Origin of the sequence: Candidatus Dedyshia acidiphila (assembly GCF_051025295.1) — a bacterium.
Classification (GTDB): domain Bacteria; phylum Acidobacteriota; class Terriglobia; order Terriglobales; family Acidobacteriaceae; genus KBS-83.
Genome location: NZ_JBMGJV010000015.1, coordinates 43,244 through 60,375 on the forward strand (window position 1 = coordinate 43,244; position 17,132 = coordinate 60,375).

Here is a 17,132-nt window from a genome sequence, read left to right on the forward strand (position 1 = left end):
ACGCACGAGGAGCTCTTTCCCGATATCGCGGAGTGTTGAGAAACATTCATCACTTTGATCGTTGACGCTCCAGGCGGGAGGGGCTAGTCTTTGCGCATCCGAGGGATTTTCCATCGCGGAGAGCACCGGGCAGGGCGGCCAAACGTCCATCCTGAGTGCGCCGATGTGATGCCCAGGCAGCCTGTCTCCCCGTCCACGAAAGCCACTACCACGCACGCAGCCGCAGCCCCTTGGCTTCTGAGGACGCATGGGGTCGCAGGAGGTCCATTCTCCGCTTGATCAGAAAAGCGCTCGACATCACGCCTAACATTGAGGCCCTGTTCGGGACCCGCGACGAAAATCTGAGACTGCTTGAAGACAAGCTGCAAACCCGGATCGATCTCCGATCGGACGCTGTCCATGTCTCCGGCCCAGAGGAGAGCGTGGCCTGCGTGGAGCGGATTTTTTCCGACTACGAACAACTGCGCAAAGGCGGCGTGAGCCTGCAGAATGGCGAGCTGAACAGCCTTCTGAAGATCGTGGCCGCCGACCCGAGCGTGTCCCTGAAGTCCCTGGTCGAGAGCGGGAAGCAGCGCTCGGCGGGCGGCATCAAGCGCATGGTGCAGCCGCGCTCCGTCAATCAGAAGCGCTATGTCGAAGCGATCGAACAGGCGGACATGGTGTTCGGCATCGGCCCCGCCGGCACCGGAAAGACTTATCTCGCCGTCGCGATGGCCGCCTCCGCCCTGATGGCAAAGCGGGTGAGCAGGATCATCCTGGTACGTCCTGCGGTTGAGGCCGGTGAGCGGCTCGGCTTCCTGCCCGGCACCCTTCAGGAGAAGATCGACCCTTATCTCCGCCCGCTCTACGACGCACTCTATGACCTGCTCGATCAGGAGCGGGTCGACAAGATGATCGAGCGCAACGTGATCGAAGTAGCACCGCTCGCCTTCATGCGCGGCCGCACACTAAATGACGCGTTCATCATCATGGACGAGGCGCAGAACACCACCAGCGAGCAGATGAAGATGTTCCTGACCCGCCTAGGCAACAACGCAAAGGCGATCATCACGGGCGATGTGACGCAGATCGATCTGCCAAACCCGCGGCGCTCCGGCTTGCTGGAGGCGATGGAGATCCTGAAGGGGGTCGACGGCATCCGCTTCATTCACTTCGAGGACGGCGATGTGGTGCGCCACCACCTGGTGCAGCGCATCATCCGAGCCTACGACAGCTTCGGTCGTCAGCAGGCGGAGCTGCCGCTGGGCATGGCCGAAGGCGCGAGGCAGCCTGCAGCCAAGCCGCAGTAAGACTGCCCGGTACAATCATGGCTACCGGCTTCGGTAGACGCAGAAGAGGAGGGTCGCGGCCCTCCTCTTCTGTTTTCCCACTCCGGCAGCAAGGCGAGCTGATCGAACGATGATCGTGTATGAACCGGGCGTGGAAGCAGAGCTACCGCGCGCAGCGCGTCCTGGACGACGCGCGCTTGCCACCTTCTTGCGCGAGGCGCTCGCGGCGATCCGCCTCGACGGCGCGATTAGTGTGCTGATCGCCGGCGATGACACGGTCCGCACCTTGAACCGCCAATATCGCCGCAAGGACAAGACGACCGACGTGCTTTCGTTCCCTGCATCGGCGGAGAGTGAGGGCATCGCTGGTGATCTGGTGATCTCGCTCCCCATCGCAATGCGACAGGCCACGGAGCGCGGCCACACACTCGACACGGAGATCCGCATCCTGCTACTGCACGGACTGCTGCACCTCGCCGGCTACGACCACGAGACCGACGATGGCGCGATGCGTCGCCGCGAGCAGCGCCTGCGGCGGCAGCTTGGCTTACCCGCTGGCCTGATTGAGCGGACGACCGGGCCGGTGAAGGCAAAGAAGGCGGCAGCGCGATGAAGTGGCTCTACTTCGGCCTCATCCTTGTGCTGCTGATGATTCATACGCTGGCGGCGTATGTCGATCGCCTCTACTCCGAGCTGGGCAAGTTTCTCTCGCGCGAGTTCCAGGACAACATGGAGGTGTGGGAGCAGGAGATCGAACCCACGCTCGGCTTCTCGCGGTCACGGCTGGCGTTGTGCGCCGCGGTGCTTGCGCAGCTCTCGCTTGCCGCAATCGTGCTCATCATCGGCGCGATCCTGTTTGGCCGCGAGGGTGAGGTGGGACCGCCCACGCTGGTCGGCGTGCTGCAAGCGGGGCTTGCGATCGTGCTGGTTGTCCTGATCTTCAGCCGGCTGCTGCCCTATGCATTCTTCACGCGTACCCGGGGTGCATGGGTGCTGCGCTGGCGGTGGCTGCTGCGCCTCTGCTTTTTCCTCGTGCTTCCAGTGGAGCTGTCGCTCGAGTTCCTGCTCTCGATCGTGTCGCTGGCGCAGCCCGAGAAGCGCGAGGAGGCCGCCGATCCCGGCGATGCTGTCGATGCACTGATCGAAGCCGGCGAGGAGGAGGGCATCCTCGAGGAGAGCGATCGCGACCTGATCCGCTCGGCCGTCGAGTTCGGAGACAAGGTCGTTCGCGAAGTGATGACACCGCGGCCGTCCGTCTTCGCAGTCCCGGCAGAGACCAGGCTCGCGGACTTTCTCGGCATGCTGGAGTCACGTCCTTTTTCGCGCGTCCCCGTGTACGAGGGCACGCTCGACAACATCACTGGCATCGTCTTTTCACACGATCTGTTGCAGGTGGCGGATAAAGACGCAGAGCGGCGCACCGTCGCCAGCCTGCAGCGGCCCGCTGCCTTCGTCCCCGAGACCAAACCGGTGGACGATCTCTTGCGCGAGATGCAACGGGAGAAGCAGCACATGCGTGTAGTGATCGACGAATACGGCGGCGTGTCGGGACTGGTGACGATTGAAGACCTGCTGGAGGAGATCGTTGGCCAGATTACGGACGAGCACGAGGCCGACAGCGAAGACCATCAGCCGACGCAGGAGAGCGAGGGTGTCTGGGTGGTGCCGGGCACGCTCGAACTCGAGTCGCTCGAGGCACTGACCGGAGATGAGGCGCTGAGGGACGGCGATTTCGCGGCCACGACGGTAGCCGGACTGGTGAGTGAAGTCGCCGGCCGGATCCCGATGGCAGGCGAGGTGATCGTGGTGGGCAAGACGCGGCTGGAGGTGCTTGCCTCAACGGACCGCCGCGTGGAGCGGCTGCGCATCTCCGCCGTTGAGACGCCGGCAGCGTAGGATCGCAGAGGAGGAGTCCTACTGTTGCGATCCGGCTTTGTTTCAATCATCGGCCGCCCGAATGCGGGCAAAAGCACGCTGCTGAATGCGTTGACTGGCGAGAAGGTGGCGATCGTCACCGCGAAGCCGCAGACCACGCGTACGCGTATCCAGGGCGTAGTGGAGGTGCCGGCGCGCAAGGGACGGCATGCGTCACCCGCGGCGCAGATTGTGTTTGTCGATACGCCGGGTGTACACAAGCCGAACACGCAACTGGACCGCCGCATGATGCAGGAGGTGCACGAAGCCCTCGCCCAGCGCGACCTCGTGATCCTGATGCTCGATGCGACTCGCGAGCTGCGACTGGAGAGCGAGGGCGAACCTGTCGAGAAGGGCAATCGCCGCGGCTCCACAGAAGACCAGTTCGCTCTCGAGATGGTCCGCAAGCTGGACTGCCCGGTGATTCTCGCGATCAATAAGATCGACCTGATCGATCGCGAGACGCTGCTGCCGTTGATTGCGCGCCTCAGTGCGCTGCACGACTTCGCCGCGGTGGTGCCGCTGTCTGCACGCAAGCGCGACGGGCTGGAGCGCCTGCTGGAAGAGATTGTCAGCCGGCTGCCGCAGGGCCAGCGCTACTACCCGCCCGAGCAATACACCGATCAGCCGGAGCGCTTCCTTGTAGCGGAATTGATCCGGGAGCGCATCCTGATGGAGACGGGCGAAGAGGTGCCGTACGCATCTGCCGTGGTGATCGAGCGCTTCGAGGAGCCGCCTGTGGATGCGCGGCCACGCAAGGACGGCAAGCTGCCAGTGACGAGTATCGCAGCAGCGATCTACTGCGAGCGCTCGGGGCAGAAGGCGATTTTGATCGGCAAGGGCGGCTCGAAGCTGAAGAGCATCGGGGCATCGGCCCGCAAAGAGATCGAGTCGCTGCTAGGCACGCGCGTCTTCCTCGAGCTTCACGTGATTGTCGAAGAGAACTGGCGTGAGTCGCGCGGCTTTGTCGAGTCGCTGGACTGGCGCAAGCAGATCACCGAGCTGGCAAGTCACCAAGACAGCGAAGAGCCGAAGGACGAGTCGCCGGACAAGAGCTGACGTGAGCTACTCGCGTGCGCTGATGCCGAGCGCCTTCATCTTGCGGTAGAGGTGTGTGCGGTCCAGCCCCAGCGCCTCTGCGGCGCGGCTCATGTTGCCGTGGCACTCATCCACCTTCTTCAGGATGAAGTCGCGCTCGTAAGCGTTGCGCGCCTCCTGCAGCGAGTTGAAGTCCGCGGCCAGGCGGCCTGGATCCCGATGCACCAGCATCGGCAGATGCTTGCGGTCGATGCGTGTGACCTGCGGATTCAGAATGACCAACCGCTCAACCAGGTTGCGCAGCTCCCGCACATTGCCCGGCCACTGATATTGCTTCAATGTGGCGATCGCATCGTCGCTGATCTCGATACGCGGACGACCGTACTCGCGTCCGAACTCGGCGAGAAATTCGCGCACGAGGATCGGGATATCCTCGCGTCGCTCGCGCAGGGGTGGCACGTAGAAGGGGATGACGTTTAGCCGATAGAAGAGATCTTCGCGGAAGTTACCACGCGCGATCTCCTCTTCGAGGTTCTTGTTCGTCGCAGCGATGATCCGGACATCCACGCTCACCGGCTGCGTGGTGCCGACCGGCGTGAAGCGCTGCTCATCCATCGCGCGCAGCACCTTGGCCTGGGTTTTCAGGCTCATGTCGCCGATCTCGTCGAGGAACAGTGTGCCGTTGTTCGCGCGCTCCAAGGTGCCCCGCTTCTCTGGTGGTCCGCCGGGCACCGCGCCGTGACGATAGCCGAAGAGCTGCGTTTCGATCGAGTCCTCAGGGATCGCGGCGCAGTTCAGCTCGACGAAGAGTCCCTCGCGCCGCAAACTCTCCGCGTAGATTTCGCGCGCAATCAGCTCCTTGCCGGAACCGGACTCGCCGAAGATGAGCACGCGGCCATTTGTAGGCGCCATCAACCGGATCTGCTGCCGTAGCGCCTTGATCGGCACGCTCTCGCCAGAGATGCGGGCACGAGGCGAGGACTGCCGCTTCCACTCTTCATTCTCTGAGCGGAGCCGGCGCGCCTCGATCGCATTCTTGAGCAGAATCAGAGTGCGCTCGAGCGAGAGCGGCTTCTCGAGGAAGTCAAATGCGCCCAGCTTGGTGGCGCGCACAGCGCTCTCGATGGTGCCGTGGCCGGAGATGATGATGACCTCCGGCCGCACCTCGCTCTCAAACTGGCGGATGTCCTGGAGCACGCTCATGCCGTCGCGGTCCGGCAGCCAGATGTCGAGCAGCACCGCCTCGTAGCTGGCGTCGCGCATCAGCACCAGCGCCTCGCCGGCAGTCGCGGTAGTGGTCACGGTGTAGCCCTCTTCGGCAAGGATCGCGCCGAGGGAGTCGCGAATCTCTGCCTCGTCGTCGACGATCAGGACATGGCTCACGAGGGTAGCTCCAACGAGGCGGGCGAAGGCATGGCGCTGCTGCCATCCATGGCGTCGGCGAATGGCAGCTCGATGATGAAGCGTGCGCCTGCGGGCTGATTGTCCTCGACGCGGATCGTGCCCTGGTGTTCCTGCACGATCTTCGACGCGATGGCGAGCCCGAGGCCCGTGCCGCGCTGCTTGGTGGAGAAGTAGGGCAGAAAGAGCCGTTCACGCATATCGCTGGTCACGCCGGGTCCAGTGTCGGCGACGATGATCTCTGCCATGGTGCGGCTGGCGTTTTCGCCGGTGATGACCGTGAGTTGGCGATGCAGCGTGCCCTGCATCGCCTCGGCGGCATTGTCGATGAGGTTGGCGATGGCGCGCCGCAGCGCTTCCTTATCCGCCATGACGGGAGGCAGGTCGTGCATGAAACGGCGCTCCACGCGGATGTCATCCATCCGGCCGGCAAAGATCATCAACGCCGCATCCGCGATGGAGTTGAGATCGACGGGAAGCGGCGATGAGACAGGGAACTGCGCAAGCGCGGCGAACTGATCCACGAGGTTCCTGACGGTCTCGACTGAGTTGAGGATCACGTCGGTGCAGTGTGTGATCACGGAGGGCGAGTCGGGCGTGGGCCGGTCGGTATGGCGGCGGATGCGCTCCGCACTGAGCGAGATCGGGGTGAGCGGGTTCTTGATCTCGTGCGCGACGCGCTGCGCCACCTCCTTCCACGCGGCCTGCCGCTGCGCGCGCAGCACCTCAGTCACATCTTCGAGCACCAGGATGTAGCCGCGGCGCTGATGCGGCTGGTCCAGCACGGCGAAGGTGACCGCCAGCCGGCGGGAGCCGCTGGGGCGTGCAAAGTCGATCTCCGAGCCGGCGATGCGCATGCGCTGACTGCGTCGCAGCAGCCGGCGCACCTCCTCGCTAATGGCTGGTGGAAACGCGACATCGAGCGGCAGGTCAGCGAGCGCACGCTCCACGTGCGGCACGCTGGTGTGCAGGTCGAGCAGGTCGAGCATGGCGCGATTCGAGAGCAGCACGCAGAGCTGACTGTCGAGCGTAGCCACGCCGCTGGGGATGGTGTCGAGGATCAGCTCGAGTTCGCGACGCCGGTCAGCAAGTGCGCGATTCACTTCGGAGAGTTGCGCCGACGATGTCTCGGCAAGTGCGCGGCTCTGCTCCAGATCCGCCGCCATCGCGTTGAAGGAGTGAATGACCTCGCCCAACTCCTCGGTCGCGCCGAGAGTGACGCGATGGCTGTAGTGCCCGGCGCTGATCTGCTCCATGGCTTCAGCCAGCGTCTCCGCCGGACGCGTGACCTGCTTGGCGAGGTAGAGCGCGAGCCAGCTGCTGGCGAACAGGGTGAGCGCTGTGAGCAGCAACATCAGGAGGAAGTAGGTGCCGCGCACGCGATTGCGATTGCGGAACAGCTCCCAATAGCTGTCGGATTCAGAGCGAATGCTGCTGACGGTGCGGGACAGACCTGCGGGCAGCGGGAGCCCGACCACCACCAGGCTCGAGGAGGGCGTGGCCGAGGTGCCGAGCACATATTCTGCTTCACCGGCGGAAAGGATCGGCTCATCGCTGCGCCGAGCCGCACTCAGCACCAGCTCTGGCAGGGTGCTTGTGCCGGTGGAACGCGCCATATCCGCGTCGTCGATCCACGAGCGCATGCTGACGTGTTCGGCGGCCGCGCCGTGCGGCAGTGCGTATTGCACCACCGGCGTGCCGTCGCTGTAGATCATCACGAAGCCGCCGGACAAAGTGAGTCGGTGGCTGCGCACGATATTCAGCGCAGCAGCGGTGTCTTTGCGGCGCAAGTTGCGCTCCAGGCCGGGAGAACTGGCGATGGCCTCCGCTTCCGAGCGGGCATTCTCCGCGGCATAGTGCGACAGCTCGAGCGCGACCCGTGTTGCATCCTCACGCACCTGCGCGACCGGGTGCGAGAACCAGCGGTCGATGGAGCGGTTCAGCAGGAGATAGCTGAATAGGAACATGAACAGCGTGGGCGCGAAGCTGAGGATGAGCGCACCGCTGAGCAGGCGGGTGCGGATGCGCGATCCGAGCAGGCGGCTCCGGCCATCGCCATACATCTTGAGCACATTTCGGAAGAGCAGGACGACCAGCACCACCAGAAGCAGGAAGACAAGGATGGTGAGCGCGGTAAAGAGGAAGACGCCGTTACTGTCGTGCGGATCGAGAAAGCGAAGATTGAAGGCGTTAAGTGCGAGCAGCAGGATGCCGACCAGGGCGACGCAGATGGCGAGCAGAAGCACGGTCATGCGGCGGCTGCGAAGCACAGACCTACTCACCCCGATCGTAGATTCCGTAAACACGTGATTATAGGCGCGGAGGTTGCGCGGAAGGCATGCCCGGATTGTGTGAAATGGATGTGCTGACTTTTTGGTCAATTTCTTACAAGGGTGTGGCATCCTTAGGGACGCGATCCGGACATCTGTGGTGACAACTTCGTACGGACGCTGTGACCTATAGAAGAGGACGCTACGATGCACACCAAGCTGATGCACCTGACCCTTCCCATCTCGCTCTCGATGCTGTTGCTCGTCTCGGGCTGCAACAAGAATCAGCCCGCGCAGCAGAATCCGGAGCAGCCGGCGGCAGCGCAGCCGCAGTCCGGGCAGGCGACACCGATGCCGAGCACGCCCGCGCCGTCGACGTCGGCCGGAGGGGCGCAGTCGGCAGGACAGATGGCCTCGGCCCCTGCGGCAGCAGCCGCACCGGTCAGCTACACGATCCCCGCTGGGACGCGTGTCACGGTGCGGCTGGGTCAGAGCCTAAGCTCGCAGACCGCGCATGTGGGTGACTCGTTCAATGCCACGGTGACCTCACAGATCGCGGTGAAGGGGAAGACGCTGGTGGCGGAAGGATCATCGGCCAGCGGTGAAGTCACGGATGCTAACTCGCGTGGGCGCTTTAAGGGCGCAGCCATCCTGTCGTTGCGGCTTACCGCTCTCCGTGTCAATGGGCAGAGCATGCCCGTAGATTCGAGCGTCTGGACGCGCAGCATCTCCGGCAAGGGCAAGCGGACGGCCGGCTTTATCGGCGGCGGCGCTGGCGCTGGCGCGCTGATCGGTGGTCTGGCCGGTGGCGGCAAGGGTGCGCTGATTGGGGCGTTGGCTGGCGGCGGCGCGGGCACTGCGGCAGGCGCTTATACCGGCAACAAGCAGGTCATTATCGGCGCGGAGTCGCCGATGACGTTTACGCTGCGCAACAGCGTCACAGTTACGCGGTAAACGATCCTGCGCCGAAGCAAAAAGAGCGTGGCCGCGGCCACGCTCTTTTCTTGTCTGTCGAGGCGCGATCAGGTGAGCAGTTCGTTGAGAGCGCGGTAGGGCTTGCCTTGCGACTGTGCGACCGGTATGCAGGTCAGCGTGCCGTCCCACGTGTTCACGCCTTCCGCCAGGCCCGCATCACTGGCGATCGCCTGCTTCGGTCCGTGCTGCGCGATGCGCATGACGTAGGGGAAGGTGGCATTGGTGAGCGCGAGCGTTGAGGTGTTCGGCACCGCGGCCGGCATATTCGTTACACAGTAGTGCACCACACCATGCAGTTCATAAGAGGGATCGCTGTGCGTGGTAGGGCGTGCGGTCGCGATGCAGCCACCCTGGTCGATAGCGACATCGACGATGACTGCGCCCTTCTTCATCTTCGACACCATGGCCTCGGTGACGATCTTTGGCGCTGACGCACCGGGGATGAGGACGCCGCCGATGACGAGGTCGGCTTCGCGCGTCGCGTGTGCGACGTTGTAGGAGTTGGACGCGAGCGTGAAGACGCGACCGCCGAAGATGTCGTCGAGCTCACGCAGCCGATTGAGGTTCAGATCGACCAGCGTAACCTTCGCTCCCATGCCGAGCGCGATCTTGGCTGCATTGGTCCCGACGATGCCGCCGCCGATGATGCAGACGTTCGCGGGCGGCACACCTGGAACGCCGCCGAGTAGCACGCCGCGACCACCGCGCTCCTTTTCCAGATAGTTCGCGCCGACCTGCACGGACATACGACCGGCAACCTCAGACATGGGCGTGAGCAGCGGGAGCGTGTTGCTACGGTCGCGGATCGTCTCGTACGCGATGCCGGTCACCTTGTTCTTGAGCAGCTGGTCCGTCAAAGCTGGCAGCGGCGCAAGGTGCAAATAGGTGAAGAGCGTGAGACTGGGACGGAAGAAGACATACTCCTTCTCGACCGGCTCCTTAACCTTGACCACCATGTCGGCGTTGGCCCAGACATTGTGCGCCGAGCCGACGATCTCCGCGCCGGCGGCCTGGTACTCGTCGTCAGGGAAGGCAGAGAGCTCGCCGGCGTGCGTCTCCACCAGCACCTTGTGCCCGGCTTCCGAGAGGGCGCGCACACCGGCAGGGGTGATGCCGACGCGGCTCTCGTGATCTTTGACTTCCTTTGGAACTCCGATGATCATGCATTCTCCTGAACGAAATTGTGAGTAGAGGCAAGCAGCCGCGAACTCTACTCTGCGTTATCGATCTGCGCGCGCTGCAGCTTATCCGAGTAATCGATGTAAACCGATTTCCAGGTGGTGTAGAAATCCAGAGCGCCGGTGCCGCCTTCGCGGTGTCCGTTGCCGGTCTGCTTCACGCCGCCAAAGGGCAGGTGCACCTCCGCGCCAATGGTGGGAGCGTTAATGTAGGTGATGCCCGCTTCGAGATCGCGGATCGCGCGAAAGGCCTTGTTCACGTCGCGCGAATAGAGAGCAGTCGACAGGCCGTACTCGATGCCGTTCGCGATCTGGATCGCGTCTTCAATGCCGTCGCATTCGAGGATGCTCAGCACCGGGCCGAAGACCTCTTCCTGCGCGATGCGCATGCCGGGTTTCACCTTCGCGAAGACGGTGGGCGCGAAGAAGTGTCCGCGTGCGTGCGTGCCCTCGCTCAAGGCGACGCCGCCCTGCACCAGCGTGGCGCCCTCTTCCTGCGCAGACTTCGTGTAGCGGGTTGAGGTCTCGATCTGCTGCCGATTGATCTGCGGCCCCATCTCCATCGTCTCCTCAAGCCCATTGCCGACACGTAGCGCCCGTGCCCGCGCGCCGATCCGTTCCGTGAACACGCCGGCCACACGCTTATCGACGATGACGCGACTGGTTGCGGTGCAGCGCTGACCGCTGGTGCCGAAGGCTCCCCACACTGCGCCATCGATGGCGAGATCTAGGTTCGCATCTTCGAGGACGATCATGGCGTTCTTGCCACCCATCTCAAGCGAACATGGCTTGAAGCGGCCTGCTGCTGCCTGCCCGACGATGCGACCCACTTCGCTCGAGCCGGTGAAGGAGATGGCGCGCACCTTGGGATGCTCAACCAGTGGCGCACCTGCCTCCGGACCGAAGCCGGTGACGATATTCACGACACCCACGGGCAGTCCGGCCTCCATGAGCATCTCGACGAGATGAAAGGTGGAGAGCGGTGTGTCCTCTGCCGGCTTGATGACGCAGGTGTTGCCGCAGACCAGCGCGGGGAAGATCTTCCACGATGGAATGGCCATCGGGAAGTTCCACGGCGCGATCATGCCGCAGACGCCGACCGGCATGCGTACGGACATCGCGAACTTATTCTGCAACTCCGAAGGCGTCGTCTGGCCGAAGAGCCGACGGCCCTCTCCGGCCATATAGAAGGCCGTGTCGATCGCCTCCTGCACGTCGCCGCGTGTCTCGCGCAACACCTTGCCCATCTCGCGGGTCATGTCTCGCGCGAACTCTTCCTTGCGCTTCATTAACAGCTCGCCAGTGCGGTAGAGGATCTCTGCACGCTTGGGTGCCGGAACCAGACGCCAGGTCTGGTAGGCGCGGCTTGCCGCCTCGACCGCTGCGTCGACATCCGCGGCGTCGGAGGCGGCAAATACGCCGATCACATCGTGAGTGTCTGCGGGGTTCAGGTTCTCGAACGTCTTGCCACTGCGGGCTGGCTGCATCTTGCCCGCGATTAAATTGCCATACGTCTTCACCGATGCCATGGACGGTCCTTAGGGAGGGAGAGAGGTTTGGCCAAACAGTTGAGCATAGCCGAGCCGGGACAAGAGCACCAATCGGCTCGCCGGACCGCGGCTTGGAACCGCGAAGGCACAGGGCGCGTATCTCTGATTGCCCCTTGATGGAACGGCCCTGGGGCTTGTTGGGGAGCTGTCGTCTGGGCGCTGTTGTCTGGGAGGCTGAAAAGTCGTGCGTTTCCTACTCTGGTGTGTGCTTCTGGTGTTCTGCTGGCCGCTTGCACTGCTGGCGGCAGTGCTCTATCCGCTCGTTTGGCTCCTGCTGCTGCCGTTTCACGTCGTGGGCATCGCCGTGCATGGAGTGCTCGAGCTCATCTCGGGGGTTGTCCTGCTGCCCGGCCGCGTGTTGAAGCGGATCTGAGCAGGTTCTACTCCGCGTCGCGGCTGGCAAACGTATTGCACTGCCGCATGTCGCCGCTGTCGAGCCCGCGTTCGAACCACTGCATGCGCTGTTGCGACGTGCCATGCGTAAAGCTGTCCGGCGCAATGTAGCCCTGCGTCATCTTCTGTAGATGATCGTCTCCAACCGCTGCGGCTGCCTGCAGGCCTTGCTGCACATCGGCACGATCGACGATGTTGCGCTGCTCCGTGCTGTGCGCCCAAACGCCGGCGTAGCAGTCGGCCTGCAGTTCGACCGCCACCGATAGCTTGTTGCCGGCCTCCGGGTTTGAGTCGCGCAACTGCTCCACCTTCTGCTCGGTCCCGACGATCTTCTGCACGTGGTGGCCGATCTCATGCGCGACTACATACGCCTGGGCGAAGTCTCCCGAGGCGCCGAAGCGGCGCAGGTCATTCCAGAAGCCGAGATCGATGTAGACCTTCTCATCCTGCGGGCAGTAGAACGGGCCCGTGGCGGCTCGCGCTGATCCGCAGCCTGAGTAGGTTGCTCCGCGGAAGAGCACCAGCCGTGCATGGCGATAGTTCGGCAGTATCTGGCTCCACGTCTTCTGTGTGTCATCAAGAACAAATGACACGAGTTGGGCAGAGCGCTGCTCATCCGCGGACGGCGGTGCTGCCGGCGCGGTATGCGTGACACCGCCGTTGCCCAGCAGATAAGCGCCAATGAAATTGCGTCCGGTGATCAGGCTGATGACGAGCAGCAGAAGCAGGCCGCCAATACCCAGTCCACCTCCGCCGAACCCAAAGCCGCCGCCGCCCGAACTGCGCCGGTCTTCAACGTCGCCGCTCAGCCCTCCTGGTGTCCAGTCCATCCGGTACTCCTCTGCCCTCTGAGATGTTGCCTTTGCATTGTTGGAAGTGGATGAATGCAGGCGCGGTCATCTTACGTGAGCTCAATTTCGTGAACTTGCAGGCAACTGCGGCACCGTTGGTTGTTCGCACGCGCGTACCACCCATACTGGGGCGATTGCTTCCAACAAAGTGAGGGAAACCCTGAGGCGCTTGGGCGCCCGTCCTCCACGTAACCGTCGCAGTTGTGAATGCGGCGCATTCCCCGTATCCAGAGGTCCCCCGTGAGATCATCCCGTCTTCTTCCGGCCGCTTTGTGCGGACTGCTGGCTGCTTCCACGCTATCGCTTGCGTTGCCGGCTTACGCAGTTCAGGACCAGAGCACGCCGGCAGCAACCCAGCCGGACAACACAGCCAAGAATAAGGCTCACAGCCGCACCGCGGATCAGCAGTCGGAGGCTACCTCCGATCGCGAGATGACGCAGCAAATTCGCAAATCGATCGTGTCAGATAAATCGATCTCTACCTATGGACACAACGTGAAGATCATTACCCGCAACGGGATGGTCACGTTGAAAGGTCCTGTGAAGTCGCAGGAAGAGAAGACCACGATCGCCTCCAAGGCGGCCGAGGCAGCCGGTGGCCAGGACAAGGTCACCGATCAACTCACCGTCAAGCAGTGACGCACCAGTCTGCTCTGAGAAGGGAAAATCATTATGGCAGGAAAAAATACAGCAGCTTTCGGCATCTATCCCACACGTTCTGCGGCCGAGTCGGCAGTGGATCAGTTGGTCGCAGCGGGATTTTCGAACCAGGATGTATCGGTCCTGATGGCGGACCAGCGCGGCTCACGTGACTTCGCCGCCGAGAAGAACACGAAGGCGCCTGAAGGCGCGACAACAGGTGGCGTCCTGGGCGGCGCCGTCGGCGGCACACTCGGCCTGCTGGCAGGCATCGGTGCGCTGGCCATTCCCGGCGTCGGTCCCCTGATCGCAGCAGGTCCGATCATGGGTACGCTCGCGGGTCTGGGCGCGGGCGGCGTTGTGGGCGGCCTCGTCGGCCTGCTGGTTGGTATGGGCATTCCGGAATACGAGGCGAAGCGCTACGAAGGCCGCGTGAAGGATGGTGGCATTCTCGTCTCGGTGCACTGCGACAGTTCGGATGAGATCTCGCGCGCCAAGGAAGTGCTGAAGGCGACAGGCGCGGAAGACATTTCCTCCTCGGGCGAGAAGGGTGTGAGCACGCATACCATGGGCAGCGATCACGAACGCACCACGGACCTGCGGCGCGCCGAAACCGGTCGAGTCGATCGTGAAGATGTCGTGGTCAACCGCACTACCCCGGGCACGTCCGCAGGTGTCACTCGCACCTACGACGACGCGGTGGTAGACGAGCCGGCAGCCCCGGTACGGCCGCGCGATCTGTAAATTGTCAGCATCGTTGAAATGAAAAGGCGCTCCTCATCGAGGAGCGCCTTCTGTTTGGCTACTGCACCCGCTACTGAGCAGGCGATGCGGATGGCGCAGCAGAAATCTGCCCCGGCGCGAAAGCATCCACCAGCGAGATGACCTTCATCTGCTGCTTCACCTGATCGAGCGATGCCGACGTCTTCAGCGTGATCTCAACCGGCTGCTTCGGCAACAGGTCGACGTAGTTGTCCGAGGCGTCAACATCCAGCGAGCCGAAGCTCAAATACGCGTCGCGAGCCAGCACCGGCGAGGTGAGGCGCACGGTGTAGCCGCCCGCAGTCTGCTGCACATCTGCCTGCACCATCGTCGCAGGTAATTGCACCTGCTTCGTGGGCACAAGATAAGCCATGTTGCGTGAGACCACCTGGCCGTCGATCGTCAGTTCGGCATCGAGGAAGACCGAAGCTGCGTCCGTGCCGTTCGGCACGAGATTGCTGAGCGGCATCGTCTGGTACACCTCACTCGAAAGAGCCGGAACCTCCACGGGCAAAGTCTTCTCGCTCACCACGGTGCCATCGAACTTCATCAACCGCGTTCGCAGTTGTCCGGTGGCTTTGCTCGTGCGGTCAGAGACGATGTACACCGCGGCCGCCCCGTCCTCAAGATGCGGTGAGACCAGGACGGGTGAGTAGAAGCGGCGCGCATAGTACTGCAAAGCCTTCCAGCGTCCGTAGTAATCAATGGAGGCCCACGACGCCACCGGCCAGCAGTCGTTCAGCTGCCAATAGATAGACCCCATGGTGCGAGGGCGTTCGCGGCGCAGGTGCTCTGCGCCGATCTTGATGCCTTCTGCCTGCAGCACCTGGCTCACGTAAAGGAATGACGGGAAGTCCTTCGGTTCCGTGTAGTCCTTGAGCAGGTAGTCGTGAATGATCGAGTTGCCTTCGTCATTCTTCTGGTGCGCAAGCATGACGGGTGTGAAGATGCCGGTGCGGTCGGCAGGCTCGGTGAAGGCCTCAATCGTCTTCATCTCGGGGAACGACTGGAAGCCATACTCGGTCATGAAGCGCGGATGGTGCTCTTCATAAGTAGAGAAGGGCACGCGGCCGTGCCACACGCTCCAGTCATGCATGTCGCCGGAGGCCTGACCCGGGGCGAGATCGTCTTCGTAGTTGGCGCTGGGTGAGCTTGGCCAATAGGGTGTTGCGGGATCGAGCTGCACGACCACGCGCGGCAACGTTTCGTCAAAAAGCAATAAGTAGTCCTGCCACACGCGCGTCTGGCCCTTGGCGTCGAGCCCGGTGAAGATCTTGTTCTTCGCCCAGCCCAGCGACTCTTCTGTTTCGTTGTTGCCGCACCAGATCACGATGCTGGGGTGATTGCGCAGGCGGGTCACCTGGTACTCGGCTTCCTTCGTGACTCCCTCGCGGAAGCTATAAGTGCCGGGCTGCCAGTCATTACCGAACATGAAGTCCTGCCAGACCATGATGCCGAGCTCGTCGCACATCGCGTAGAACTCGTCCGTCTCGTAATAGCCACCGCCCCAGTGACGAATCATGTTCATGTTGGCATCGCGCGCCGATTGGAGGATGCGGCGGTACTGTGCGGTCGTGACCCGCGAGGGGAACGAGTCGAACGGAATCACATCCGCACCCTTGCCAAAGACCGGTACGCCGTTGATGACAAACTCGAACGAGCGGCCCCACTGGTCCTTGTCACGGCGCAGCACGACGGAGCGCAGTCCCGTGCGCGTGGTCGCGGTGTCTTCGCTGCCGACCTTCGCGGTCCATGTATAAAGAGGCTGTGCGCCGTAGCCCGCCGGATACCAGAGGGCGGGATCGGCGATCTCGCTCGGCACCACGATATGGTTGTGGCCGGCGACGAGCGTCGTCTGCACCTTCTGCTCGTGGCGCTTACCGCTACCCTCCCACGCTACAGTGACTGTACTACTTCCTGATGCCGACGCGACGACGTCAACCTCAGCGTCCACGCGTGCGACGGATGCCGTGATCTCGCGCTGGCGAACATACAGACTCTCGATGCGGCCGCGTCCCAGGTCTCAAGGTGTGCGGCGCGCCAGATGCCGGCTGTGACAAAGGTTGGGCCCCAATCCCAGCCGTATTCGTAGGCAGCCTTGCGGATGTAGCTCTTCGCGGCCGCAGGCGTCTGCCCCTGCCACTTGTCGGCATAAGCGATGCGCTGTGCTTCCTTCGCAATCGCCGGAAAGACGACCGTCAACTCGTTCGCGCCCGGCTTGAGCCATGGCTTTGCGTCGACGCGCCAGCCGCGGAACATGTTGTCTGCGGTGAGCACGAGGTGGCCGTTCAGCGAGACCTCGGCATAGGTATCGAGACCGTCAAAGACCAGATCCAGATGCTGATGGCCGAGTGTCGCCGCCGTCACGTTCAGGGTGGTGCGGTATTCCCAGTCCGCATCGCCGATCCACTGCAGCTTGGCTTCGTTGTCGCGGTAGTACGGATCGGGGATCAGCTTGTTCGCTAGCAGATCGAGGTGCACATCTCCTGGCACCGTGGCCGGGCGCCAATCGCCCGCACTGCTTGCCGACGCGGCGGCAGCGCCTTCAGCAAGGCGCTGCCGAAACTGCCAGCCGGTGTTCAGCTCCGTGCTGGTGCGGGGGGCAGCGTGCGCCACGTTGAGAACGATACCAGCGAGGGCCAGAACGAACAGCAGACGAACGAAACGTAACGATGACATGCAGTCTCTCGTGAAGGGGTTGGGGCGTTCTCCGGGTATGCCGCGAACACGGCGCAATTGTACTTCGGGTGGAGCAGCGTGACCGTCCGTGCCTTCACTGGCAGGCCACATTTTGGCTGCTGATGTGCGCGTCCGTACCGTGCGATCCCCCGAAAGTCGAACGGGGCCGCGAAACTTGCTCGCTTAGGGTGGGTTCAGCATGCACGAGCGGCAG

General features: G+C 63.1%; 15 protein-coding genes. 8 read left to right on the forward strand and 7 right to left on the reverse strand.

The genetic code is table 11. The annotated features are described in order from the left end of the window. Positions 1-275: 275 nt before the first annotated feature. From AC5IJH_RS08355 to era, 4 genes are all read left to right on the forward strand, one after another. Complete coding sequence (locus AC5IJH_RS08355) at positions 276-1,289, forward strand: PhoH family protein (RefSeq protein ID WP_491902358.1); 1,014 nt, start codon at positions 276-278, stop codon at positions 1,287-1,289. A 109-nt stretch (positions 1,290-1,398) separates the two neighbouring features. Continuing rightward, the gene (gene ybeY, locus AC5IJH_RS08360; RefSeq protein WP_491902359.1) at positions 1,399-1,881 is read left to right on the forward strand and encodes an rRNA maturation RNase YbeY; all 483 of its coding nucleotides are present in this window, start codon (positions 1,399-1,401) and stop codon (positions 1,879-1,881) included. Next, the gene (locus AC5IJH_RS08365) at positions 1,878-3,164 is read left to right on the forward strand and encodes a hemolysin family protein (protein ID WP_491902360.1); all 1,287 of its coding nucleotides are present in this window, start codon (positions 1,878-1,880) and stop codon (positions 3,162-3,164) included. Before ybeY ends, AC5IJH_RS08365 begins: the two co-directional genes overlap by 4 nt. Positions 3,165-3,188: 24 nt before the next feature. Beyond that, the gene (era, locus tag AC5IJH_RS08370; protein WP_491902361.1) at positions 3,189-4,241 is read left to right on the forward strand and encodes a GTPase Era; all 1,053 of its coding nucleotides are present in this window, start codon (positions 3,189-3,191) and stop codon (positions 4,239-4,241) included. Between the two features lie 6 nt (positions 4,242-4,247). On the opposite strand, the gene AC5IJH_RS08375 is transcribed toward era, so the two are convergent. After that, on the reverse strand, positions 4,248-5,603 hold the full coding sequence (locus tag AC5IJH_RS08375) for a sigma-54-dependent transcriptional regulator (protein WP_491902362.1): 1,356 nt from the start codon (positions 5,601-5,603) through the stop codon (positions 4,248-4,250). Continuing rightward, a complete protein-coding gene (locus AC5IJH_RS08380; RefSeq protein WP_491902363.1) occupies positions 5,600-7,891 on the reverse strand; it encodes a sensor histidine kinase in 2,292 nt (763 codons plus the stop codon). The genes AC5IJH_RS08375 and AC5IJH_RS08380 overlap by 4 nt, the downstream gene beginning before the upstream one ends. Before the next feature lie 207 nt (positions 7,892-8,098). Between AC5IJH_RS08380 and AC5IJH_RS08385 the strand changes: the two genes are divergently transcribed. Next, entirely contained in the window at positions 8,099-8,845 is a 747-nt protein-coding gene (locus AC5IJH_RS08385; protein ID WP_491902364.1) for a hypothetical protein, read from the forward strand. Positions 8,846-8,913: 68 nt separating this feature from the next. Here AC5IJH_RS08385 and ald read toward each other — a convergent pair whose 3' ends face one another. Together ald and AC5IJH_RS08395 are read right to left on the reverse strand one after the other, a co-directional pair. Beyond that, a complete protein-coding gene (gene ald, locus AC5IJH_RS08390) occupies positions 8,914-10,029 on the reverse strand; it encodes an alanine dehydrogenase (RefSeq protein ID WP_491902365.1) in 1,116 nt (371 codons plus the stop codon). A 47-nt stretch (positions 10,030-10,076) separates the two neighbouring features. Continuing rightward, positions 10,077-11,573 carry an aldehyde dehydrogenase family protein gene (locus AC5IJH_RS08395; protein WP_491902366.1) on the reverse strand — a complete coding sequence of 499 codons (1,497 nt, stop codon included), beginning with the start codon at positions 11,571-11,573 and terminating at the stop codon, positions 10,077-10,079. A gap of 226 nt (positions 11,574-11,799) precedes the next feature. On the opposite strand from AC5IJH_RS08395, the gene AC5IJH_RS08400 reads away from it, so the two are divergent. Beyond that, positions 11,800-11,967 carry a hypothetical protein gene (locus AC5IJH_RS08400; protein WP_491902367.1) on the forward strand — a complete coding sequence of 56 codons (168 nt, stop codon included), beginning with the start codon at positions 11,800-11,802 and terminating at the stop codon, positions 11,965-11,967. A 7-nt stretch (positions 11,968-11,974) separates the two neighbouring features. Here the strand turns inward: AC5IJH_RS08400 and ypfJ are convergent, their stop codons facing one another. Continuing rightward, entirely contained in the window at positions 11,975-12,817 is an 843-nt protein-coding gene (gene ypfJ / locus AC5IJH_RS08405) for a KPN_02809 family neutral zinc metallopeptidase (RefSeq protein ID WP_491902368.1), read from the reverse strand. A gap of 330 nt (positions 12,818-13,147) precedes the next feature. Between ypfJ and AC5IJH_RS08410 the strand changes: the two genes are divergently transcribed. Continuing rightward, positions 13,148-13,477, forward strand: a complete 330-nt coding sequence (locus AC5IJH_RS08410) for a BON domain-containing protein (protein ID WP_491902369.1) — start codon at positions 13,148-13,150, stop codon at positions 13,475-13,477. A 33-nt stretch (positions 13,478-13,510) separates the two neighbouring features. Continuing rightward, a complete protein-coding gene (locus AC5IJH_RS08415) occupies positions 13,511-14,221 on the forward strand; it encodes a general stress protein (protein WP_491902370.1) in 711 nt (236 codons plus the stop codon). Between the two features lie 70 nt (positions 14,222-14,291). On the opposite strand, the gene AC5IJH_RS08420 is transcribed toward AC5IJH_RS08415, so the two are convergent. Next, on the reverse strand, positions 14,292-16,193 hold the full coding sequence (locus AC5IJH_RS08420) for a beta-mannosidase (protein ID WP_491902371.1): 1,902 nt from the start codon (positions 16,191-16,193) through the stop codon (positions 14,292-14,294). Then, on the reverse strand, positions 16,136-16,918 hold the full coding sequence (locus AC5IJH_RS08425; protein WP_491902372.1) for a glycosyl hydrolase 2 galactose-binding domain-containing protein: 783 nt from the start codon (positions 16,916-16,918) through the stop codon (positions 16,136-16,138). Before AC5IJH_RS08425 ends, AC5IJH_RS08420 begins: the two co-directional genes overlap by 58 nt. Positions 16,919-17,132: the final 214 nt, after the last annotated feature.